This is a genomic window from Vibrio gallicus (genome assembly GCF_024346875.1).
GTDB lineage: Bacteria > Pseudomonadota > Gammaproteobacteria > Enterobacterales > Vibrionaceae > Vibrio > Vibrio gallicus.
This window is the reverse complement of the sequence record NZ_AP024871.1, coordinates 239563-261636: the sequence shown is the minus strand read 5'-3', so window position 1 is coordinate 261636 and position 22074 is coordinate 239563. Positions and strand designations below refer to the sequence as shown.

Annotated in this window: 22 protein-coding genes; 10 read left to right on the top strand and 12 right to left on the bottom strand. The window is 44.4% G+C overall.

Annotated features, from left to right (window positions below; translation table 11 throughout):
* Nucleotides 1-12: 12 nt before the first annotated feature.
* From surA to OCU28_RS01305, 5 genes are read left to right on the top strand one after another with little or no spacing between them, the layout of a single operon-like run.
* Nucleotides 13-1329, top strand: coding sequence for a peptidylprolyl isomerase SurA (gene surA / locus OCU28_RS01325; protein ID WP_261816579.1), 1317 nt, complete (start codon nt 13-15; stop codon nt 1327-1329).
* On the top strand, nt 1322-2305 hold the full coding sequence (pdxA, locus tag OCU28_RS01320) for a 4-hydroxythreonine-4-phosphate dehydrogenase PdxA (protein ID WP_261817404.1): 984 nt from the start codon (nt 1322-1324) through the stop codon (nt 2303-2305). Before surA ends, pdxA begins: the two co-directional genes overlap by 8 nt.
* The gene (rsmA, locus tag OCU28_RS01315; RefSeq protein WP_261816578.1) at nt 2302-3108 is read left to right on the top strand and encodes a 16S rRNA (adenine(1518)-N(6)/adenine(1519)-N(6))-dimethyltransferase RsmA; all 807 of its coding nucleotides are present in this window, start codon (nt 2302-2304) and stop codon (nt 3106-3108) included. Before pdxA ends, rsmA begins: the two co-directional genes overlap by 4 nt.
* Nucleotides 3109-3130: 22 nt before the next feature.
* On the top strand, nt 3131-3511 hold the full coding sequence (apaG, locus tag OCU28_RS01310; protein WP_261816577.1) for a Co2+/Mg2+ efflux protein ApaG: 381 nt from the start codon (nt 3131-3133) through the stop codon (nt 3509-3511).
* A 12-nt stretch (nt 3512-3523) separates the two neighbouring features.
* On the top strand, nt 3524-4336 hold the full coding sequence (locus OCU28_RS01305) for a symmetrical bis(5'-nucleosyl)-tetraphosphatase (protein ID WP_261816576.1): 813 nt from the start codon (nt 3524-3526) through the stop codon (nt 4334-4336).
* 7 nt (nt 4337-4343) lie between these two features.
* Here the strand turns inward: OCU28_RS01305 and folA are convergent, their stop codons facing one another.
* The 7 genes from folA to rplU form a co-directional block, all read right to left on the bottom strand.
* On the bottom strand, nt 4344-4829 hold the full coding sequence (folA, locus tag OCU28_RS01300; RefSeq protein ID WP_261816575.1) for a type 3 dihydrofolate reductase: 486 nt from the start codon (nt 4827-4829) through the stop codon (nt 4344-4346).
* 11 nt (nt 4830-4840) lie between these two features.
* Entirely contained in the window at nt 4841-5317 is a 477-nt protein-coding gene (locus tag OCU28_RS01295; RefSeq protein ID WP_261816574.1) for a threonine/serine exporter family protein, read from the bottom strand.
* Nucleotides 5314-6081, bottom strand: coding sequence for a threonine/serine exporter family protein (locus OCU28_RS01290; protein WP_261816573.1), 768 nt, complete (start codon nt 6079-6081; stop codon nt 5314-5316). Before OCU28_RS01290 ends, OCU28_RS01295 begins: the two co-directional genes overlap by 4 nt.
* A 69-nt stretch (nt 6082-6150) precedes the next feature.
* Entirely contained in the window at nt 6151-7218 is a 1068-nt protein-coding gene (locus OCU28_RS01285; RefSeq protein WP_261816572.1) for an FUSC family protein, read from the bottom strand.
* A 102-nt stretch (nt 7219-7320) separates the two neighbouring features.
* The gene (gene cgtA / locus OCU28_RS01280) at nt 7321-8499 is read right to left on the bottom strand and encodes an Obg family GTPase CgtA (protein WP_261816571.1); all 1179 of its coding nucleotides are present in this window, start codon (nt 8497-8499) and stop codon (nt 7321-7323) included.
* A gap of 201 nt (nt 8500-8700) precedes the next feature.
* Nucleotides 8701-8958: a 50S ribosomal protein L27 gene (gene rpmA / locus OCU28_RS01275; RefSeq protein ID WP_032553028.1), complete on the bottom strand. Its 258-nt coding sequence runs from the start codon at nt 8956-8958 to the stop codon at nt 8701-8703.
* Nucleotides 8959-8977: 19 nt separating this feature from the next.
* Nucleotides 8978-9289, bottom strand: a complete 312-nt coding sequence (gene rplU / locus OCU28_RS01270; protein ID WP_261816570.1) for a 50S ribosomal protein L21 — start codon at nt 9287-9289, stop codon at nt 8978-8980.
* A gap of 268 nt (nt 9290-9557) precedes the next feature.
* Between rplU and ispB the strand changes: the two genes are divergently transcribed.
* Nucleotides 9558-10529: an octaprenyl diphosphate synthase gene (ispB, locus tag OCU28_RS01265; RefSeq protein WP_261816569.1), complete on the top strand. Its 972-nt coding sequence runs from the start codon at nt 9558-9560 to the stop codon at nt 10527-10529.
* A gap of 45 nt (nt 10530-10574) precedes the next feature.
* Here ispB and OCU28_RS01260 read toward each other — a convergent pair whose 3' ends face one another.
* Together OCU28_RS01260 and mdh are read right to left on the bottom strand one after the other, a co-directional pair.
* Complete coding sequence (locus tag OCU28_RS01260; protein ID WP_261816568.1) at nt 10575-10763, bottom strand: hypothetical protein; 189 nt, start codon at nt 10761-10763, stop codon at nt 10575-10577.
* 116 nt (nt 10764-10879) lie between these two features.
* Nucleotides 10880-11815, bottom strand: a complete 936-nt coding sequence (gene mdh / locus OCU28_RS01255) for a malate dehydrogenase (RefSeq protein WP_261816567.1) — start codon at nt 11813-11815, stop codon at nt 10880-10882.
* A gap of 278 nt (nt 11816-12093) precedes the next feature.
* On the opposite strand from mdh, the gene argR reads away from it, so the two are divergent.
* The 4 genes from argR to OCU28_RS01235 all read left to right on the top strand — a co-directional run bounded on the left by argR (nt 12094) and on the right by OCU28_RS01235 (nt 17228).
* Nucleotides 12094-12564: a transcriptional regulator ArgR gene (gene argR, locus OCU28_RS01250; RefSeq protein WP_261816566.1), complete on the top strand. Its 471-nt coding sequence runs from the start codon at nt 12094-12096 to the stop codon at nt 12562-12564.
* Between the two features lie 407 nt (nt 12565-12971).
* On the top strand, nt 12972-13940 hold the full coding sequence (locus OCU28_RS01245; RefSeq protein ID WP_261816565.1) for a TAXI family TRAP transporter solute-binding subunit: 969 nt from the start codon (nt 12972-12974) through the stop codon (nt 13938-13940).
* Nucleotides 13941-14141: 201 nt separating this feature from the next.
* Nucleotides 14142-16715, top strand: a complete 2574-nt coding sequence (locus tag OCU28_RS01240) for a TRAP transporter permease (protein WP_261816564.1) — start codon at nt 14142-14144, stop codon at nt 16713-16715.
* Nucleotides 16716-16790: 75 nt separating this feature from the next.
* On the top strand, nt 16791-17228 hold the full coding sequence (locus OCU28_RS01235; protein WP_261816563.1) for a universal stress protein: 438 nt from the start codon (nt 16791-16793) through the stop codon (nt 17226-17228).
* Nucleotides 17229-17257: 29 nt separating this feature from the next.
* On the opposite strand, the gene OCU28_RS01230 is transcribed toward OCU28_RS01235, so the two are convergent.
* The 3 genes from OCU28_RS01230 to rapA form a co-directional block, all read right to left on the bottom strand.
* A complete protein-coding gene (locus OCU28_RS01230) occupies nt 17258-18214 on the bottom strand; it encodes a D-2-hydroxyacid dehydrogenase (RefSeq protein WP_261816562.1) in 957 nt (318 codons plus the stop codon).
* Between the two features lie 105 nt (nt 18215-18319).
* Entirely contained in the window at nt 18320-19051 is a 732-nt protein-coding gene (rluA, locus tag OCU28_RS01225) for a bifunctional tRNA pseudouridine(32) synthase/23S rRNA pseudouridine(746) synthase RluA (RefSeq protein WP_261816561.1), read from the bottom strand.
* An 18-nt stretch (nt 19052-19069) separates the two neighbouring features.
* Nucleotides 19070-21976, bottom strand: coding sequence for an RNA polymerase-associated protein RapA (rapA, locus tag OCU28_RS01220; protein WP_261816560.1), 2907 nt, complete (start codon nt 21974-21976; stop codon nt 19070-19072).
* Nucleotides 21977-22074 lie beyond the last annotated feature (98 nt).

Below are 22074 nucleotides of genomic sequence, written 5' to 3'. Positions count from 1 at the left end.
ATTGGAAGTAACATGAACATGTGTAAACGACTTCTCACTTTAGCCATGATGGTGCTAATCCCTACATTGGCAACTGCTGCACCTGTCGAACTCGATAAGGTTGCGGTGATCGTAAATGATGGGGTCATCCTACAAAGTGATATTGATAGCGCAATAAAAGGCGTAAAAGCGGGCGCTGTTGAGAAAAAGCAAAAGCTACCGGATGACACTGTGCTTCACGATCAAGTGGTCGACAAGCTAATTATGGATGAACTGCAATCCCAAGAAGCTAAACGTATTGGGGTACGTATCGATGATAATCGACTCGATGAAGCGATAAAAACCATCGCTGATAATAATAAGCAGACCCTGCAACAATTAAAAGGCAGCGTTCAAGCTAGAGGCTTAACCTACGCCGAATTCCGCGAACAGATCAGAAAAGAAGTCTCTATATCTGAGGCGCGCAATGCTCTGGTACGTCGCCGTATTAATATTTTGCCTGCTGAAGTTGAAACCATGTCCGCGATGCTTGCCAAAGAAAGCAACAAGACCGTGAACTACCGTGTCGGCCATATACAGCTTCGATTCAATGACCAGCAAACCAAAGCTGAGGTTCAACAGCAAGCTGAGGAAATAGTAAAACGACTCAATAGCGGTGAAAACTTCTCAGATCTCGCTCTTGAATACTCTAAAGGCCCTAAGGCTCTTGAAGGTGGCGATTGGGGATGGATGCGTAAAGAAGAGATGCCTACCATATTTGCAGACCAAATCACCACCCAAGGTAAAGACGCAATTATTGGTCCATTTCGCAGCGGTATCGGCTTCCATATTTTAAAAATTGAAGATGTCCAAGGCCTTGAAACTGTTGCCGTAACGGAAGTGAATGCCCGCCATATCCTGATCAAAACCTCGGTTATTTTAAGTGATGATGGTGCGAAAAGAGAGCTAGAAGATATTACTCGCCGCATTCAATCTGGAGAAGCTTCGTTTTCTGATCTAGCCAAACAATACAGCGCCGATCCAGGCTCTGCGGCACGTGGTGGCGAACTTGGTTTCCAAACCCCTGACCTTTATGTTCCTGAGTTTAAACACAAGGTAGAGACCCTCCCTGTAGATAAGATTAGTGAACCATTTAAGACTGTTCATGGCTGGCATATCGTTGAAGTACTCGGTCGCCGTCAAGTAGACCGTACTGATAGTGCAATGAAGAATAAAGCCTACCGAATTCTATTCAATCGCAAATTCAATGAAGAAGCGACAGCTTGGCTACAAGAGCTTCGTGCAAGTGCATTTATAGAAATGGTACAGCCTGATGACGCAGATGCAATTGAAGAGGCAGATGATGAGTAAGCGTATCGTAGTTACTGCTGGAGAACCTGCTGGCGTAGGGCCTGACTTAGTGTTAGCACTTGCTAACCTATCATCAAATCATCAATTCGTGGTATGTGCCGACAAGCAGATGCTTGCTGAAAGAGCGAAGCATTTAGGTATCGACGTGACCTTAGTTGACTATGATGCAAGCATATCATCCGCGCCACATAGTAAAGGCACATTGGTGGTCGAACATGTCGCTATGGCTGAGCCTTGTGTCATTGGCGAGCTCAATGAAGCAAATGGTCACTATGTATTAAAAACACTGGAACGAGCAGCCCAAGGTTGCCTTAGTGGTGAGTTTGCCGCTATAGTCACCGGCCCTGTGCATAAAGGGGTAATAAACCGAGCTGGTGTTGCCTTTAGTGGCCATACTGAGTTTTTTGCGGAGCAATCTAATACACCACTAGTGGTGATGATGCTTGCAACAGAAGGATTAAAGGTTGCGTTAGTAACGACTCACATACCTTTAGCTTATGTTTCAAAAGCCGTAACCGAAGAGCGCTTAACCAGCATTATGCAGATTTTGCATCAGGATATGGTGAGTAAATTTGCATTACCTAACCCTAAGATTTATGTATGCGGTCTCAATCCTCATGCGGGTGAGGATGGCTGTCTAGGTACTGAGGAGATCGAAACCATCGCTCCTACCCTAGAAAAATTACGCGCAGAAGGCATGAATATTACTGGCCCACTGCCTGCTGATACCATCTTCAACCAAAAATATTTGGATGATGCAGATGTAATTTTGGGTATGTACCATGATCAGGTGCTTCCAGTGCTAAAATACAAAGGGTTCGGCAATTCGGTGAATATTACCCTAGGCTTGCCATTTATTCGTACCTCTGTGGATCATGGGACGGCATTAGATTTAGCAGGAACCGGTCAAGTGGATTCAGGAAGCTTCCAGACCGCGCTTTCCCATGCGATAGAATTAGTTGAGAAAAAACAATGAGAAATGATGTCCATTTAGGACACAAAGCGCGTAAACGTTTTGGTCAGAACTTTCTAAACGATCCCTACATTATTGATGGCATCGTTTCCTCTATCAATCCTCTTCCAGGGCAAAACCTGGTTGAGATTGGTCCTGGCCTTGGCGCAATTACTGAGCCTGTAGGGCAATTAGTGGATAAGCTTACGGTTATTGAACTAGACCGTGACTTGGCTGAGCGCTTGCGCCTCCACCCACAACTTGCAGATAAGCTAACCATTCATGAAGGCGATGCTATGCGCTTCGACTTCACGCAACTGGTTAAGCCAAACAACAAACTGCGTATCTTCGGCAACCTGCCATACAACATATCGACGCCATTGATGTTTCATTTGTTTGAATATCATGCTGACATTCAAGATATGCACTTTATGCTACAAAAAGAAGTGGTTAACCGCCTTGCAGCTGGCCCTGGTACTAAGGCGTATGGCCGCCTAACCGTTATGGCTCAATATTACTGTAAGGTTGTTCCAGTTCTTGAAGTGCCACCGACCGCATTTGTACCGCCACCAAAAGTGGACTCAGCCGTCGTTCGATTAGCCCCTTATGAGGTTCTACCGTATCCAGCAAAAGACCTAAAATGGTTAGATAGAGTTTGCCGAGACGGCTTCAACCAAAGACGTAAAACTGTGCGCAATTGCTTTAAACCTCATGCGAGTGCAGAAGAGCTTGAGCAACTTGGTATTTCACCAACAATGCGCCCTGAAAACCTCACCTTAAAGCAGTTTGTTGACCTTGCTAACTGGTTAGCAGATAAACACGCTTAGGTAAACCACCCAAGGAGACCACATGGATGTACGTCAACCTTGTATAAAATGCTTTGTAAATACCAAATACATAGAGGCTCAGTCTGATCCAGACAACAGTCACTATGTATTTGCATATATGATTACCATCAAAAACCTTGGGCCAGAGTCGGTTCAATTATTATCTCGTCATTGGCTCATAACCGATGGCAATGGTAAACAACTCACAGTTGAAGGTGATGGCGTAGTTGGAGAGCAACCCATCATTAAGGTTAACGACGACTATACCTATACCAGTGGCACTGCACTAGAAACCCCCGTCGGTGTTATGCAGGGACACTACGTTATGCAGAGTGAAAGTGGTGATACCTTTACCTCTGAGATAGCCCCCTTCAATCTCGCAATTCCCAATATCATCAACTAGCTGAGGCTTGTCTTGTCTACCTATATTGTCGGCGACATCCAAGGATGCTTGCAAGAACTAAAACTCCTGCTATCTAAAGTACAATTCAATCCAAATATCGATACCCTGTGGGTCGCAGGAGACCTCGTAGCTAGAGGGCCTGAGTCATTACAAACACTGCGTTTTATTAAGTCCCTTGGAGATAGCGCCAAGGTAGTACTGGGCAATCATGACCTGCATTTACTTGCCGTATCCTTAGGCATACACAAGGTAAAAGAAAAAGATAAAACAGCACCAATACTATTGGCTGAGGATAAACAAGACCTACTTGACTGGCTTAGGCATCAACCCTTACTTGCCGAACACTCAGACTTTGTATTAAGCCATGCTGGTATCTATCCATTATGGGATCTCAATACGAGCCGAAGCCTAGCTAAAGAGATCGAAACCATATTGCAAGGGGAACACTGGCAGCAACTGATTAGAGATATGTATGCCAATCAACCCATCATATGGAGCAGCAATCTAACAGGTATCGAGCGCCACCGTTTTATCATCAATGCGTTTACTCGTATGCGATATTGTGATCAACAGGGCCGACTTGATATGGCAAACAAGCTCTCTCCTGAACAACTAGATGACAACCCATTGATTCCCTGGTTTGACTTACCACAACGTGTACCCCTAGAAAAAACCGCTATTTTTGGACACTGGGCTGCCCTAATGGGGTTAACCACTGAACATGTAATTGGTCTAGATACAGGTTGTGTTTGGGGAAACCATATGACGATATTGAGGTGGGAAGATCAGTGCTACTTTGAGCAAGCAGCACTGACAGAAGCTTAAGCGAACACTAGTTATTTCTTTCTAGAATAACAAACTGCATGTTGTGAGCGTTCTTCTCGTCGCTGGTGACATGCTGTGAATACGTCTGTGTCCACTCACCCCCCCATTGTGGAAACTGAGTGTCTCCGTCAACTACAAGGTCAATGTGGGTAAGATAAAGCCTAGATGCCAGCTGCAGACAGCTCTGATAAATAGAACCACCGCCAATTATCATCACCTCTTCAACCCCATCGACAAGCGCTAGCGCTTGCTCAATCGAGGTTACCGTCGACACCCCTTCGATTTCTAAGTTAGGATCTCGGCTGATAACAATATTTTGCCTACCAGGCAGAGGTCGCCCTATCGATTGGTAGGTTTTTCTGCCCATAACCACAGGCTTACCTAATGTGCATTGCTTAAACCAAGCAAAGTCAGCCGGAAGATGCCACGGCATCTGATTTTCTTTGCCGATAACGCGATCTTGCGCCATTGCAGCGATCATACTAATGACCATAAAACCTCTTGCTAAACTATCGGCTTACGTCGATAAATAAATAACCCAGGCATTGCTAATCCGATAGCTAAGCCTGCAATAATAAACATGGCACTCAGAAAGTTTTCAATCAGGAGAGCAAATAGCTCATGGGAGTACCCAAGCTGATTGATCTCAACTAAAGCCGTCATAGCATTGAATGCATACACCCCTGGCACCATTGGGATCATAGCTGCCACAGTGAACACTTTGGGGTGAGCTAAAAATCGATGCGACCACAATACGCCAATAAAACCCACCAGTGTGGCGGCAAATAAGGTAGACCATTCAATAGACAGTCCAAACTGCATCATAAGGTAGCGAGAGCCATGCCCAATAGCGCCACCCATCGCACAATATATTAAGGCATTGCGAGGAACATTAAATACCAAAGCAAACCCTACTGCTGGTATCGCAGCAAACAACATATCGTCCACTAATCCCAGTAATAACTCAGCCCAAAACGTCATAGCGTGACTCCAAATAAGCCCAACACTCCACCCACAGCAACAATACCCAAGCAAGTTGCGAGCGTGAGTAGACTCGCCATCACAAAGCGAGCAATCCCCATGTTGATATATCCTTTTAATACATCTGCAACTGAATTGATGAGCGGAAAGCCCGGCACTAGCATCAATACAGCGGATGCCATAACCAAATGTGGGTAGTTTCCAATACCAAATACCGTCGCTTGGGCTGATATTAGGGAGGTAACAAAAGCTGTCAAACCAAAGTTTAACAATGGGTTAAAATGACGATGGCCGATCTCTTGGCGTACAGTCATTCCCACAGAGGATGCGATGAATGTCATTATAAACACCCATATATCACCACCAGCCAAATGGCTAAAAGCGGCACAGGATAAACCAATCATACCGACAACGAGCCAGCGGTTGTAGCGCTCGGGAGTGATATTATTCAATCTGGCTTGAGCCATTTCAAAATTCAATATCCCTCGCTCCAACATAATACAAACTCGTTGAATATCAGTCACAACCTTCATATTAATCCCTCTATCGGGACAACGCCGAGTGGTGGTTATACAGCGCCCGTTATGTAAGGTGGTAATGACCAAAGCATTCGAGGTCAGAGAAACCTCTACTTCATCTAAACCGCACGCCAGCCCAATGCGCTGCATGATGCCACCAATTAACGCACTCTCAGCCCCATGGGCATGTAACATCTGACCTGCCTGAGCAACAAGCCGGCTTATAAGCCTTTGATCTGTATTCATTTTCACATCGTAAGTAATTGGTGTTCAAAATCGAAATACGGTTGCACTAAGAACAGAGTACCGTACATATCAAGCTGATTTAGACGTGTGTGATAGGTTCAGAGCTAGAATCAGCAAACGCTTTAAGCTTGCAAGGTCTTCAATAAGCTTTACATTAAGCCAAATGTAGCCATATATATCGGTTTCATGCCCATCAATATCTGCGATGATACTCTTAAGCTCTTGGATAATTTCCTTGCTGTTTAGCGTCTCGCCATCATCAATAAGCTCACCAGTTGTCACCATATGCGCCATATCCATCAGTTTTTTCTCTACTTGTTTCTGACACAACTTTAATTTTTTGGAATAAAGCATATTGAGATGACTTTCACGATCACTCCAATATGAGTGATTTAGTAACTCTATGGTGCACAGCATATTGCGGAGTTGATTCTGGATGGCATCAATTATCTGACCATTCAAGCGAGTCTCTTTGATTGAAGGAGTTCCAAGGGTGTTTATCTTAGCCATCTCTTTCACCAAACTCTTTTGAAAGGGTTCGAGATCAGGTTTTTCGATAACATTCGGAGAATAGGAAAGATGATAAACGGTAGAGAAATTACTTAATACGCGATGAATTCGCATACGCCAATGAATAAAGGCACGCTGTGGATAAATTAAACAAAATGCCACCGCGATAGCACAACCAATAGAGACATCAAACGCTCGCCATAGGGCAACACTAACGTCGCTATCTCCGCCACCAGCAGTGACAGATAACGTGATACAAACCAGAATACATACATAGGGACGCTTACCTTGAGAATAATAAGCGCTGATGTAGATAACTGCGCCACACCAAATAAGCGTGGCTATAAAAGAGTATTGAGATATCGCTATTGCAAGCACACCAGAACCTGCGCCAATTATCGTTCCTAACACTCGATGCCAAGCACGAGGAAGCACATTTCCTAGATAAGACATTGGAACTATGACCACAACAAGGGTGATTAAGATCCAGGTTCGTTCAGGAACGTCAAAGTAGCCTGTTAATAGCATTGTAAGCATAAAAGCGAGTGCGACACGCACGCTATGTACTACACGATAATTCGTAAATATGAAGGTATCTAGACTAGAAATTGCTTGATCAAGGCGCATTACTCTTTCCATGAGATGATGAGCAGAATAAAAAAAAGAGCCTGAACCTCGTTCAAACTCTTAAAGATAAATTATGCTTAATTGACGTCTAAATGTCCAATGTTACTCTCGAACCCAGATCACGTGTCCGTCATCTTCATCGTCGTCGTCGTCGTCAAACTCATCCCAGTCGCCGTCTTCAGTTACGACATTATTACCAGACATTGCGTCTTTATGGTAATCGTCCCACATAAAGTCAACTTTCTCATCTTCGCTGGTCTCTTCAGCTTTACGAGGTAGAGATTCCATAAAGTCAGCAAGCTTAAAGCACAGCTCTTTAGTGCCGTTGCGATTGATTGCAGAGATCTTAAAGTACTGCTCTTCCCAACCAAGGGCATCTAGGATTGCTTGGATGATCTCATCTACCTCTTCTTCAGGCATAAGATCAACCTTATTAAATACCAGCCAGCGAGGCTTATCCGCTAATTTTCCACTGTATTGTTCAAGCTCATCGATAATGGTTAAAGCATTCTGTACTGGATCACTTTGATCAACAGGCATTATATCGATCATGTGCAGTAACACACGGCAACGTTCAAGGTGTTTTAAGAAACGAATACCAAGGCCAGCACCATCAGCAGCACCTTCAATAAGACCTGGAATATCAGCAACCACAAAGCTCTTCTCTGGTACTACTGATACAACACCAAGGCTTGGGATTAAAGTAGTAAATGGATAATCAGCTACCTTTGGTTTCGCTGCAGATACGGCGCGGATAAAGGTTGATTTACCAGCATTTGGTAGGCCAAGCATACCAACATCAGCCAATAGCAATAGCTCAAGACGAAGTTCACGAACCTCACCTTTAGTACCCATGGTCTTTTGACGCGGCGCTCGGTTCACTGATGATTTGAAACGGGTATTACCTAGTCCGTGCCATCCACCTTTACCAACCATGACCTTCTTGCCGTGCTCTGCTACCTCACCCACCACTTCATTGGTATGGATATCTACAGCGCGCGTACCAACGGGTACCTTCATTACTAAGTCTTTACCACGCTTACCAGTACAGTTACCACCACTACCATTCTTACCGCGTTCTGCCGCGTAAAAACGTTGGAAACGATAATCGATAAGGGTGTTCAGGTTTTCATCAGCTTCAATGTATACATCGCCGCCATCGCCGCCATCGCCACCATCAGGGCCGCCTTTGGCTACAAATTTTTCACGCCAAAAACTTACAACGCCGTTACCGCCATCGCCAGCTTCAATCTTTACTACTGCTTCATCTACGAATTTCATTTCTCACTCCAAAGCGGTGTGAATATTCTGCCTGGATCAACTTTAGCAGATCCATACCTAATTAGGGATCTAGGGGTCTGGGCTATAAGCCCTAGACTATAAGCAATCTAGGACTCAGAGCCAAGAAACCTAGTATCCTATAAATAAAAAACCCCGCCAGTTTGGCAGGGCTTTTAAATTCAGCTTGAAACTAAGTAATTATTACTCAGAATCGATGCTAACAAATTTACGGTTCTTAGGACCTTTAACTTCAAATTTCACTTTACCTTCAGTAAGAGCGAAAAGAGTGTGGTCTTTACCGATACCAACGTTAGTGCCTGCGTGGAATTTAGTACCACGTTGACGAACGATGATGTTACCCGCTAGAACTGATTCGCCACCAAAACGTTTAACGCCTAGACGTTTACTTTCTGAATCGCGACCGTTACGAGTAGAACCGCCAGCTTTTTTGTGTGCCATTGTTAAACTCTCCTAAAACTTAAGCGTTGATGCCAGTGATTTTCACTTCAGTGAACCACTGACGGTGGCCTTGTTGTTTGCGAGAATGCTTACGACGACGGAACTTAACGATTTTAATTTTATCGCCACGACCGTGCTTAACCACTTCAGCAACAACTTTGCCGCCCTCAACAAGAGGAGCACCAACAGTGATTTCTTCACCATTAGCAATCATCAGAACTGAGTCAAACTCAACAGTTGCACCAGTTTCAACGTCCAATTTCTCTAAACGAAGGGTTTGACCTTCGCTAACACGGTGTTGTTTACCACCAGATTGGAAAACAGCGTACATATTTTACTCCGCTTTTTCCGCACAGCCTTAGCCTGTTTTGGGCAGTTCGGGTGTGCGCTAAACTAATTCATCAATAGGGCGCAGATTCTACGTGAATGCTTCACATAAGACAAGCCATATTTTAAAAAAATTGGCGAAAACATAATCGCCTCATAAAAGTGTGTGAATGATGCCTTTTACGGCTGTATTTAGCAATGATTTTTAGTATAAAATCCGATTCTAATTATCAGTTTAGCTACCTCTTGTAGCCCTTCATTTCGGAATAAAAATGGATTTTAGTGCTATCCAAGCCCTGACATCAGATGACATGGCAAAGGTCGATAAGACCATCTATGCCCAACTGAATTCAGACGTAGCCCTGATTAATCAGCTCGGCTTCTATATTATTGGCAATGGCGGTAAACGCCTTCGCCCATTGATTACCTTATTGTCTGCTCGTGCTCTTGGCTACCAAGGCGAGAAACACATCATGGCGGCAGCCTTCATTGAATTCATCCATACAGCCACCCTGCTGCATGATGACGTTGTCGATGAATCCGATATGCGTCGCGGCAAAGAAACGGCTAACGCAGCTTATGGGAACGCAGCCAGCGTATTGGTAGGAGACTATATTTACACCCGCTCTTTCCAAATGATGACCAGCTTAGGATCTTTAAGGATCTTAGAGCTCATGAGCGAAGCGGTAAATGTGATCGCAGAGGGCGAGGTTCAGCAATTAATAAATTGTAACGATCCTTCAACTACTGAAGCGAGCTACATGCAGGTTATCTACTCCAAGACCGCTCGCTTATTCGAAGCTGCCTCACAGATGGCCGCTATTCTTACCGATGCTCCGGCACATATAGAGCAAGCAATGCAGGATTATGGTCGATACCTCGGAACTGCATTTCAGCTTATTGACGATGTATTGGATTACACCGCAGACGGTAAAGAAATGGGCAAAAATGTAGGGGACGACCTTGCTGAAGGTAAACCTACTCTACCCTTGTTATACGCTATGCAAAACGGCAATGACCAACAACGTGAGATGATTCGCGACGCAATAGAACATGCCAATGGAATGGAACATCTCGACGATATTCTAAGTGCCATGCGTGAAACTGGAGCCCTAGAGTACACCACTCAGGTTGCAGAAAATGAGGCAGACAAAGCCATTGCGGCGTTATCTGTACTCGATGATAGTGAAGAAAAGCAATCGCTTATTGCCCTAGCCCACCTTGCTGTAAAGCGGAATAAATAATTTAAGTATAAAAAAACGCGTCACTTCAAGTGACGCGTTTTTTTATTAATAATATTGCTCACACCCGGTGTGCATCTGTTCTTGAGCTTCAAGACGTACAATATCTTCAGCCCACTGCTGATTATCAAGGTCTTGTAACAACACGGTTTGATAAGCTCTATCGATAACGATCACCCGACCAATACCAAGATCAGATTCTACCCACATACCTTTCTCTATATTTAAGATATCCATGGCTTGCCCCTTTATCAATAAGATAACTAGGGCTCTATGACCCTAGAATCTCTTACGTGCAAAGCCATCAATAAGATCAATATAGATATGATGTTAGCTATATTTAAAACGTCGGCCTACTTGACGAACTCTTCACCTATCTTGATATCACCAACCAAGGTTTCGAGCATGCCATCTAGTGCGCTCTTTTCAAACTCACTCAGTGGACCGTAATCTAAAATTTGCTCAACGCCATCTTTACCAAGCAGTACCGGCTGAGCAAAGAAACGAGCATGCTTTCCATTGCCTTCGACGTAAGCACATTCAACAACGTTCGACTCGCCTTGTAGAGCTTTAACCAAAGAGATACCAAAGCGGCAAGCTGCTTGCCCCATCGAAAGGGTTGCACTACCACCACCAGCTTTCGCTTCAACAACTTCGGTGCCTGCGTTCTGGATACGATCAGTTAAGGCGACAACTTCTTCGTGACTGAATTCAACACCCTCTACCTGAGATAGTAGTGGCAAAATAGTTACACCAGAGTGACCCCCAATAACAGGTACATCCATGGTTAATGGATCTTTGCCTTTCAGTTCCGCTACAAACGCCTCTGAGCGAATAAGATCTAGGGTGGTCACGCCAAATAATTTGCGTTTGTCATAAACCCCTTCTTTCTTCAATACATCAGCAGCAATAGCAACCGTTGTATTTACTGGGTTGGTAATAATGCCAATACACGCAGTTGGGCACACTTTAGCTATCTTTTCTGCTAGTGATTTGACGATACCTGCATTTATATTGAACAGATCAGAGCGATCCATTCCTGGCTTACGTGCAACACCTGCGGAGATAAGCACAACATCCGCACCTTCTAGCGCCGGCGTTGGATCTTCACCAGAAAAGCCTTTAATTGAAACATTAGTTGGAATATGACTAAGATCAGCAGCAACACCAGGAGTTACAGGGGCAATATCATATAACGCTAAATCAGTGCCTGCAGGCAGGTTGTTTTTAAGTAACAGAGCTAACGCTTGGCCTATACCGCCTGCGGCTCCAATAACAGATACTTTCATTACAATCTCCTTGGGTAAAATAGGATAATTTTTTATCTTTCCACGCTATACGATTCACTTAAAATTTACAATTAAACAACCTTGCGTTTGCGACTTTACTCACTTACTGCAATTACCCATCAAACTCTAAAACAAAATAAATATTCATTCTTCGATATCTATCACTTTCTGTTTTCGCCTGTATATTGGTATCTGTAATCTTATGTGAGACAATTATCTGCACTCCATCTTTCTGCTGGCTTCTCACGCCTAACAAGAATTAAAAAATAGGATCTCTAATGCGAAACAGCGAAAAACAAGACCAACTAATACGTGAATTTAAATCTCTTCTTAAACAAGAGCGCTTTGGCTCTCAAGGTGAAATAGTTGAAGCCTTGAAACTGCAAGGGTTTGAAAATATAAATCAATCCAAAATATCCCGTATGCTGACTAAATTTGGTGCCGTTCGTACTCGAAATGCCAAAATGGAAATGGTGTACTGCCTGCCTGCTGAGCTTGGTGTACCGACCGTTTCAAGCTCTCTTAGAGAATTAGTGCTGGATATAGATTATAACAATGCGATTGTGGTTATTCATACCGGACCTGCTGGGGCTCAACTCATTGCGCGCCTACTCGATTCTTTAGGTAAATCTGAGGGTATTTTGGGAGTTGTCGCTGGCGATGATACGATATTTATCACCCCGACTATTGATGTTACAACTAAGCAACTATTCGAATCAGTATGCGATTTATTTGAATACATTGATTAATATCTAACAATAAAAGCTCATCGTCACAGATTGTGACCTTTAGCACAAAGTTTAACATTGCCCCTGCCCCCAAATATATATGGTATGCCTTATATCATGGGGGCTACAAATCGATTCATTTTACATTTCCCTTACCTGATCGTGCATTAACATCACGTTTGTAACCTTCAGCGTCTATTTATCCACTTTTTTTTGTTATCATTCAGCTACTTTTTCGGGCTCCAAATGTTGCCAAATAGTACTAAAATGGTTGTACTTACTAGCAACAAATATAATCCGACTAGGCAAACAGTCTCCTTTTGGGTTTAGTAATGAAGCGTTAAAGAAAAAGATGTCGTTTCCAAGTAGGAAACCAATAGCACAAAGAAGGCTGTTGATATGATCATGGATATAAGGATAAAGCTATCATGGCATTGAAAAATATAATTCAGCTTGGCGTTATTGCCGCAGCTACAATGGGAGCAACAACGCTTTCTGCGCAAGAGTTTATAACTATAGGTACTGGTTCTGTGACTGGTGTTTATTACCCGACAGGCGGAGCTATCTGCAAACTGGTCAACAAAGACCGTAATGACCACAATGTACGTTGCTCTGTAGAGTCAACGGGGGGATCGATCTACAACGTAAACACCATTCGCTCTGGTGAATTAGATTTTGGTATCGTTCAGTCCGACTGGCAGTTCCACGGTTACAACGGAACGAGTAAGTTTTCAAAACAAGGTCCATACAAAAAGCTTCGTGCAATGTTCTCCCTTCATACAGAACCATTTAATATCATTGCCCGTGAAGATGCTGATATCAATAACGTCTCTGACCTAGCAGGCAAGCGTGTCAATATTGGTAACCCAGGCTCTGGTGACCGTGCAACAATGGGTGTTGTTATGGACGCTATGGGCTGGACCAATGACTCCTTTAAGCTAGCTTCTGAACTCAAAGGATCTGAGCGTTCACAAGCACTATGTGACAATAAAATTGACGCATTTATCTATATGGTTGGTCACCCAAATGGCTCAATAAAAGAAGCCACCACCTCTTGTAATGCGAAGCTAGTTCCAGCAACGGGGCCACAGATAGACAAGATCGTTGCAGATAACCCCTACTATGCATTTAGTACGGTGCCAGCTGGAATGTATCGTGGTACAGACCAAGATATAAAAAGCTTTGGTGTAGCCGCAACTATGGTAACCACATCTGATGTTTCGGATGAAGTGGCTTATACCGTAGCTAAGGCTGTATTTGAAAACTTTGCTACCTTCAAGCGCTTGCACCCTGCATTCGCTAACCTAAAGAAAGAAAACATGGTGAAAGATGGTATTTCAATCCCTCTCCACCCTGGCGCTGAAAAATACTACCGTGAGATCGGGTTGATCAAATAAGATCATAGCGGCATACGAACTAAGGGGGTCGATCCCCCTTATCTAATTCAAGCCTCCTATACTGGAGGCTGTTTCCCCGAACCTATCCTAACCCATTTTATTTATTCGGGGTTGTCAGTCATATCAATACATACATTTGGCTAGACTTGAGCACAGAGCATACTCCAACAAGCCTGTGCGACAACAAATTAGGACACACTAATGACTCAATCAACGACGCCCCCTCAAGACGTCCAAGAGATGGTTGCCCAGGCTGATACTGGCGCTAGAAATCCAAGCGGTATTCCAGGTCGCATCTTATGGACAGTACCTCTTTTATGGTCACTGTTTCAGTTATGGTATGCCTCACCACTGCCATTTATATTTAACTTTGCCATATTAAATGATACTGAAGCTCGAGCAATTCACCTTACTTTTGCTATTTTCCTTGCCTTCACTGCTTATCCAGCTAGTAAGCGTTCTGCCCGAGATAGAATCCCAGTCGTAGATTGGGTCCTAGCTCTACTTGGAAGTTTCGCTGCCGCCTATATCTATATTTTCTATACCCAATTAGCTGAACGCTCAGGAGCACCAACCTCATTTGATATCGTTGCCGCTGTTACCGGGATGCTATTGCTACTTGAAGCCACTCGACGTGCTTTAGGCCCTCCACTTATGGTGGTTGCCGCGGTATTTCTAACCTATACCTTTGCTGGGCCTTATATGCCTGATGTGATTGCACACAAAGGTGCAAGTTTAAATAAGGCTATGTCACACCTATGGCTAACTACTGAAGGTGTATTTGGGGTTGCACTGGGAGTTTCCACTTCGTTTGTATTTCTATTTGTTCTATTCGGGGCCATGTTAGAGCGAGCAGGCGCTGGGGCATACTTTATTAAAGTCGCGTTCTCATTATTGGGGCATATGCGCGGTGGCCCAGCTAAAGCCGCCGTGGTGGCGTCTGGTTTGTCAGGTTTAGTATCAGGTTCATCTATTGCTAACGTTGTAACTACTGGCACCTTTACCATCCCATTAATGAAACGTGTGGGCTTCCCCGGAACAAAAGCTGGGGCTGTGGAGGTTGCTGCATCAACTAACGGTCAGTTGACTCCTCCAATAATGGGAGCAGCGGCATTTTTGATGGTGGAGTATGTCGGCATTTCATATGTTGAGGTTATAAAAGCGGCACTACTACCTGCACTGATCTCCTACATTGCCCTTATCTATATTGTGCATCTAGAAGCCTGCAAGGCAGGCATGCAAGGTTTACCGCGTCGCCATAACCCAACACTAGTACAGAGCCTACTCTCCTTTACCGGCACCATTCTTGGGCTATGTATTCTTAGTGCTGCCGTTTACTACGGTATTGGCTGGACTAAGGGTGTGTTTGGCGCGGCAGCAACACCGATTGTTTCAATAGCACTGCTTGTTGTATATGTACTTCTGGTACGAGTCTCTTCTCGCTATCAAGCACACGCCGAAATGGATCCAGACCTAACCGTAATTCCAGACCCTGGACCGACAATAAAATCCGGACTGCATTTCCTACTACCGATTGTGGTGCTGGTGTGGTGTTTGACTGTGGAGCGTTTCTCGCCAGGCTTGTCCGCATTTTGGGCAACCGTCTTTATGATCTTTATCTTGCTGACTCAAAGGCCATTAATGAGCTTTTTCGCTAAGCAAGATACGCTACTTGCATCATTTAAAATAGGGGTTAGAGACCTGTTAGAAGCACTGGTTTCTGGTGCTCGAAATATGATAGGTATCGGGGTTGCAACCGCAGCCGCAGGTACGGTGGTTGGGGTGGTAACCCTAACCGGAATCGGGCTAGTCATGACCGATTTTGTTGAGTTTATCTCTGGGGGCAGTATCATTTTAATGCTGCTATTTACCGCTATCATTAGTCTCGTGCTCGGAATGGGATTGCCCACAACGGCCAATTACATCGTGGTATCAACCCTAATGGCGCCCGTTATAGTGACCTTAGGCGCCGCTCACGGGCTCATTATTCCATTGATTGCGGTACATCTATTTGTGTTCTATTTTGGCATCCTAGCTGACGATACGCCTCCCGTTGGTCTTGCCGCATTTGCCGCAGCCGCGATAGCCAAATCTGACCCTATCCGAACTGGTATTCAAGGCTTTACCTACGATATTCGAACCGCAATATTACCATTCATGTTCGTGTTTAACACCCAACTGCTAATGATAGGTGTTGACAGTTGGTGGCATTTATTCTTAACCGTCATCTCTGCCACAATCGCGATGCTGCTCTTCTCAGCAGCCACTCAAGGATGGTGGTTCACTCGCAATAAATGGTGGGAAACGCTAGCTCTACTTATTCTAACCTTCTCATTTTTTAGACCTGGTTTTTGGTGGGATATGATTTATCCAAACACCCTTGAGATACCCGCAACTCAGATCAGTCAAGTCGTCGAGAAGCTCCCCATTGGAACCCCAATAGAGATGCGAGTCGAAGGCTTAACCTTAGACGGTAAACAGATGAGTAAAACGGTACGCCTTCCATTTGAGGAACAAGCCAAGGGAGCGGAAGATCGCATCGCCTCTATGGGATTAATGCTATCTAAAACCGAACATAAGGTCATCGTAGATATGGTCGAGTTTGGCTCACCCGCAGAGGCTTCAGGCATTGATTTTGATTGGGAGATAAAGCACATAATCCAAAAAGCCGATCGCCCAATGAAAGAGTGGGTTTTCATCCCAGCCCTAATCTTGGTAATAATAATTGGCCTAAATCAACGTCGACGCAGTTCTAAGGCCACTATATCAGTTTAAATTGATTTCGCTCAATGCCCCATAGTTTGCTCTATGGGGCAATAGCAACTCAAGAAATCACAGGCGCCATATTAGATGTATAAACAAATTCTAGTCCCTGTTGATCTGAACGAACAAGGGTTCAGCGACAAGGCATTAAAGGCCGCGGTTTGGCATGCAAAGCAATCCAACGCACAGCTACACCTACTCAATGTGCTACCGGGCATTCATATGTCGATGGTTGCCACTTATTTTCCTCAAGATGCAGTTAAGCAGATGAAAAAGGATGTCGAGAAACAATTACGCGCCTTTGCCGATAACTTTATCGACCCTGAACTTGTTTACCATGTTCATATTGCTGAAGGTAAGCCGTACACTACCATCATCGATTATTCAGAAAAACTCGGCACTGACCTTATCGTTATGCCTAGTCATAAGCGCTCTAAAATCGATAAGGTCGTACTCGGCTCAGTCGCAAGTAAGGTTGTTGAAAACTCACATATCAATGTTTTGGTCATCAAACCTAATGGTTAATTGAAAAACGGTTACATTGACACCCTTTTCTAGACCACACGGTTATGCGAACCACCAGCGACAAAGCTTTCGATATTGTCTAATAAGATATCGACTAATCCCTGAATGGCTGAGTCGCTACCCCAAGCAACATGCGGGGTTAGCAGCAGATTAGGTAGATGTGCATTAGCAATTAATGGATTATTTTCATCGGCAGGCTCTTGAGTAAACACATCAAAACCCGCTCCAGCTATCTCGTTTGAAAGCAAGGCATCAACTAAGCTAGCCTCTTCAACCAGCCCACCTCGGCCACTATTAATTAACACTGAGGTTGGCTTCATCAAGCTAAGTTCATGCTCAGAAATCAGGTTCTGTGTTTGCTCATTGAGGGGACAATGCAAGGTTACTGCATCGGCCATCTTCAACGCTTGCTCAAATTCAACATATCCAGCACGCGCCTCAGACGCACCTTTTCGCTCAGCGTAAATCACTTGCATTCCTAGAGCCTTGGCTAACTCTCCAACTGCACCACCTAAACTACCCGAACCGACCACAGCCAGTATAGAACCAGCAATATCGGCAATTGGATGGGTAAAGAAACAAAACTGCCCTTTGTGTTGCCAAACACCATTTTGAATATCTTGATGATATGCAAATAGATTGCGCTTCAAAGCAAACAGCATCCCGATGACATGTTCAGGTACCGATTGGGTCGCGTAACCCTGTACATTGCAAACCGCAACACCTTGTTGCTGACAGTAGTTGAGATCTACATTGTTGGTTCCAGTAGCAGAGACCGCTATTAACTTAATACTCGGATGGTTTCTCAGTGTTGAAGCATCTAGAACCACCTTATTGGTGATCACAATATCAGCACCGTCTAGGCGCTCTGTGAGCTGTTCCTGAGAAGTGGTAGGGAAACTTGCCCACTGATGCTCAAACGAGAGCGGGCGAAACTGGATATGCTCAGGAATAGTATCCTGATCGAGAAATACAACCTTGTACATGAGTGCCCTTAATTAAAAATAAAAATCAGCAGTACCAACCTTACTTAAAATTTGCGCTTCACGCCGTTATTTTTAGTAAGGAATGGCCTGTTCAAGGCCATTTCTTTAATTTTTAGGCAAGGTCTTATAATCAGGTAACTCTGAAGGTGATGAATAGATATCTAATACCATAGGCTCAGCATCAGTAAAGAAATCACAAGCAACAAACATACTCACCAATTGGTTATCCTTGGGATGGTAAAAACTCAGCTCTGTCGAATGCAGTTGAAGTCGCTCCGAGTAGTCTTGCGCCTGCGGATGTGCATAGAACTCATCACCAACAATTGGGTGGTTAATTTCGCTCATATGCACGCGAAGTTGATGCGAACGTCCGGTAATAGGTAGCAAGCGAACAATACAGGTTTGAGCCTCTTGTTCTACCCTTTGGTAGTCAGTCTGAGACGGTTTACCATCTTGATTACACACCTTCTGTCTTGGTCTGTTTGGCCAATCACAAATCAGAGGCAGATCAATTAACCCCTCTTTTTCCTCTAACGTTCCCCATACCCGGGCATAATAGACCTTATGGGTTAAGCGGTATTGAAATTGCTTTTTAAGGTGTCGCTCCGCATCCTTAGTTAACGCAAATAACATCAAACCTGAGGTTGCCATATCCAGCCGATGCACCACTTGAATATCCGGGTACTCCTCAACCAAGCGGCTCCATAAGCTGTCATAATGCTTCTCTTCACGCCCAGGAACCGACAGTAAACCTGCCGGTTTATTAGCAACCAATATATGCTCATCTTGATAGGTGATATCAATCCAAGGGTCTATTGGCGGTCGGTATTCCATCATCACTGCGCTATGGCTCCATTAATTGTGAGAAACAACGATCACACGCAAAGAATCCAATTGGATTTGAGCATTGGCAATATATTTATCCAGCTGTTGAATTTGGTTCTCAATCGCCTCAACCTCTTCATCACGAATGTTTGGATTCACAGCCTTCAGCGCTAATAAACGCTCTAACTCAGCATTCAAGTTAGCACGCATCTCGCTCTGCGCCAGCTGTTTCACTTGCTCGTGTTCGGCTCCAATCTTCTCATCACCCGCCTTGATCAACGCCTGAATCTGCCCTTGTACCGAGCCGACTAACTTACTCGCCATATGTCGATTAATTGGGCTAAGTTGACGGTTAAAACTGTCAAATTCAACTTGCTGAGAAAGGTCATTGCCCTTACCGTCCAACATAATTCGAATTGGAGTCTGCGGCAGATAACGGCCAATACCACTACTTTTGGGAGCCTGTGCATCAACAAGATAGATAAGCTCTAACAGCATGGTTCCGACAGGTAATGCCTTGTTTTTAAGCAGTGAAACCGCAGAGGCACCAACGCCTTCAGTCAGTAGCAGATCGATGCCTCCTTGAATCATAGGGTGCTCCCAAGACATGAAGTGCATATCTTCACGAGAAAGGGCGGTATCGCGATCAAAGGTAATCGTCGCACCATCATATGGAAGACCCGGATAACTAGGCACTAGCATGTGTTCTGAAGGAGAGACCACCAATGCATTCTCGCCCTTATCGTCTTGATTAAGTCCAATACAGTCAAACAGACTCAATGCAAAGCTCACAAACTGAGTCTCTCCATCTTTAGCCGAAATTTGCTCAACCAATTGATGTGCACGCTCACCGCCGTTTGAGTGCATCTCTAGCAATCGGTCACGACCGTGCTCAAGTTGTTGTTTCAGTTCCTGATTTATTTGGGCTGATTGAGCAATAATATTATCTAATTCCGCTGAATCTCCCGTTGCCACCATTTCACTAAGTTCAAAGGCGAACTTCTCATATACGGTGCGCCCTGTTGGGCAGGTTTCGGCAAAAGCATTCAGGCCTTCATGATACCAATGGGCAAGCACACCTTGAGAGCTTCCCTCAAGGTAAGGCACAAATATATCGATATCAGAGCTTTGACCAATACGGTCTAGACGCCCAATACGCTGTTCAAGCAGATCAGGATTAAATGGAAGGTCAAACATCACTAATTGATTCGCAAACTGGAAGTTGCGCCCTTCAGAGCCAATCTCTGAACAGATCAATACCTGAGCACCACCTTCTTCTTGTGCGAAGTAAGCCGCGGCCTTATCACGCTCTATGATTGACATTCCTTCATGGAATACCGTGGCACGAATGCCTTCACGCTCACGCAATGCTTGCTCAAGCTGCAATGCAGTTTCCGCTCGTGATGCTATGACCAAGATCTTATCAGCACGCTTCTCTTTCACTTTATCGATAAGCCAATCAACACGGCTATCAAACTGCCACCAGTTACCTGTATCACCAAGCTCTTGGAATATTTCTTCAGGATAAAGCATGATTGTGGCCTGTTTTTCTATAGGCAAATCACGGTTAAACATCTTAGAAACCTTCACTGCACGAGTATATTGCTCAGGCATAGGCATAGGTAAAAGGTGTACACGACGCTCAGGAAAGCCTTGAACCGCTGCGCGAGTATTACGGAACAACACGCGCCCAGTGCCATGTCTATCCATAAGGTTGTCGATCAGCTCATGTCGGGCTAATAGTTGCTGTTCTTGGTGAGCACTATCGGCAACCGCACGCAGCAGCGGTTCAATATCTTGCTCTGCAAGCAACTCTCCAATCTGGTTCTTAGCTTCATTAGACAGAGCGCCGCCAGATAATAGTTGTCCAACCGCATCAGCAACCGGTTGATAATTCGCTTCTTCTTCTACAAATGCTGAGTAGTCATAAAAACGATCAGGGTCCAATAGGCGCAGGCGTGCAAAATGGCTTTCACGTCCTAATTGCTCTGGAGTCGCGGTTAATAGCAATACAGCAGAAATACTGTTCGCCAGTGACTCAACCGCAAGGTATTCCGCACTTGGTGCATCAAGGCTCCATTCAAGGTGATGGGCCTCATCGACGACCAATAAATCCCAATGTGCATCTAATACCTGCTGATGACGCTTAGGGCTGTTTTTTAAGAAATCTAAAGAACACAAAACAAATTGCTGAGTCTCAAATGGATTGTGAGCATCGGCATAAGCCTCGATACAGCGCTCTTCATCAAAGACAGAAAAATGCAGGTTAAAGCGGCGCATCATTTCTACTAGCCATTGGTGCTGTAGGGTCTCTGGAACAACAATCAGAATACGTTCAGCTCTACCAGCTAATACTTGCTGATGAATGATCATGCCGGCTTCGATGGTCTTACCTAAACCAACCTCATCGGCCAGTAGCACGCGCGGTGCATATCGTTTACCAACTTCATGTGCGATAAACAGCTGATGCGGAATGAGTCCAGCACGCATGCCGTGCAATCCTCGCAGTGGACTTTTATGTTGCTGATATTGATTTTGAAGCGCTTGGTAACGAAGTACAAAGTTGTCCATACGGTCAATCTGACCAGCAAATAGCTTATCTTGAGGCTTATTAAAGCGGATCTGGTGGCTTAAGAATATTTCTCGCAGCTCAACATTTTGCTCTTGGGTATCAAGTCGAGTACCAACGTAGGTTAATACGCCATTGTCATCCAATACTTGTTCAACCTGTAGTGACCAATCTTGATGAGATTCAACCTGATCACCGACAGAGAAAATAACTCGAGTAATAGGCGCGTCACTAATGGCGTACACCCTCTCTTCTTCAGATGCAGCAAACATTAACGCTACCGTTCGGGCATCAATAGCCACCACTGTACCTAAGCCCAAATCACTTTCTGTGTCACTAATCCAACGTTGACCTATCGCAAATGCCATCCAGCTCAATCTCCTCAATAAAATTGATGGTTAATAGACTCTAATAGTAGAAGAAAAACGCAAGATATATGTGCTATTTACTTCTAACAATTACAACT

Bases quoted from the DNA above. Each gene is read 5' to 3' on its own strand.
- argR (WP_261816566.1), top strand. From the start codon at position 12,094: ATGCGAAACAGCGAAAAACAAGACCAACTAATACGTGAATTTAAATCT.
- rsmA (WP_261816578.1), top strand. From the start codon at position 2,302: ATGAGAAATGATGTCCATTTAGGACACAAAGCGCGTAAACGTTTTGGT.
- mdh (WP_261816567.1), bottom strand. From the start codon at position 11,815: ATGAAAGTATCTGTTATTGGAGCCGCAGGCGGTATAGGCCAAGCGTTA.
- OCU28_RS01245 (WP_261816565.1), top strand. From the start codon at position 12,972: ATGGCATTGAAAAATATAATTCAGCTTGGCGTTATTGCCGCAGCTACA.
- rluA (WP_261816561.1), bottom strand. From the start codon at position 19,051: ATGATGGAATACCGACCGCCAATAGACCCTTGGATTGATATCACCTAT.
- folA (WP_261816575.1), bottom strand. From the start codon at position 4,829: ATGGTCATTAGTATGATCGCTGCAATGGCGCAAGATCGCGTTATCGGC.
- pdxA (WP_261817404.1), top strand. From the start codon at position 1,322: ATGAGTAAGCGTATCGTAGTTACTGCTGGAGAACCTGCTGGCGTAGGG.
- rapA (WP_261816560.1), bottom strand. From the start codon at position 21,976: ATGGCATTTGCGATAGGTCAACGTTGGATTAGTGACACAGAAAGTGAT.
- rplU (WP_261816570.1), bottom strand. From the start codon at position 9,289: ATGTACGCTGTTTTCCAATCTGGTGGTAAACAACACCGTGTTAGCGAA.
- OCU28_RS01260 (WP_261816568.1), bottom strand. From the start codon at position 10,763: ATGGATATCTTAAATATAGAGAAAGGTATGTGGGTAGAATCTGATCTT.
- apaG (WP_261816577.1), top strand. From the start codon at position 3,131: ATGGATGTACGTCAACCTTGTATAAAATGCTTTGTAAATACCAAATAC.
- OCU28_RS01240 (WP_261816564.1), top strand. From the start codon at position 14,142: ATGACTCAATCAACGACGCCCCCTCAAGACGTCCAAGAGATGGTTGCC.
- OCU28_RS01230 (WP_261816562.1), bottom strand. From the start codon at position 18,214: ATGTACAAGGTTGTATTTCTCGATCAGGATACTATTCCTGAGCATATC.
- OCU28_RS01290 (WP_261816573.1), bottom strand. From the start codon at position 6,081: ATGAATACAGATCAAAGGCTTATAAGCCGGCTTGTTGCTCAGGCAGGT.
- OCU28_RS01295 (WP_261816574.1), bottom strand. From the start codon at position 5,317: ATGACGTTTTGGGCTGAGTTATTACTGGGATTAGTGGACGATATGTTG.
- ispB (WP_261816569.1), top strand. From the start codon at position 9,558: ATGGATTTTAGTGCTATCCAAGCCCTGACATCAGATGACATGGCAAAG.
- surA (WP_261816579.1), top strand. From the start codon at position 13: ATGAACATGTGTAAACGACTTCTCACTTTAGCCATGATGGTGCTAATC.
- cgtA (WP_261816571.1), bottom strand. From the start codon at position 8,499: ATGAAATTCGTAGATGAAGCAGTAGTAAAGATTGAAGCTGGCGATGGC.
- rpmA (WP_032553028.1), bottom strand. From the start codon at position 8,958: ATGGCACACAAAAAAGCTGGCGGTTCTACTCGTAACGGTCGCGATTCA.
- OCU28_RS01235 (WP_261816563.1), top strand. From the start codon at position 16,791: ATGTATAAACAAATTCTAGTCCCTGTTGATCTGAACGAACAAGGGTTC.
- OCU28_RS01285 (WP_261816572.1), bottom strand. From the start codon at position 7,218: ATGCGCCTTGATCAAGCAATTTCTAGTCTAGATACCTTCATATTTACG.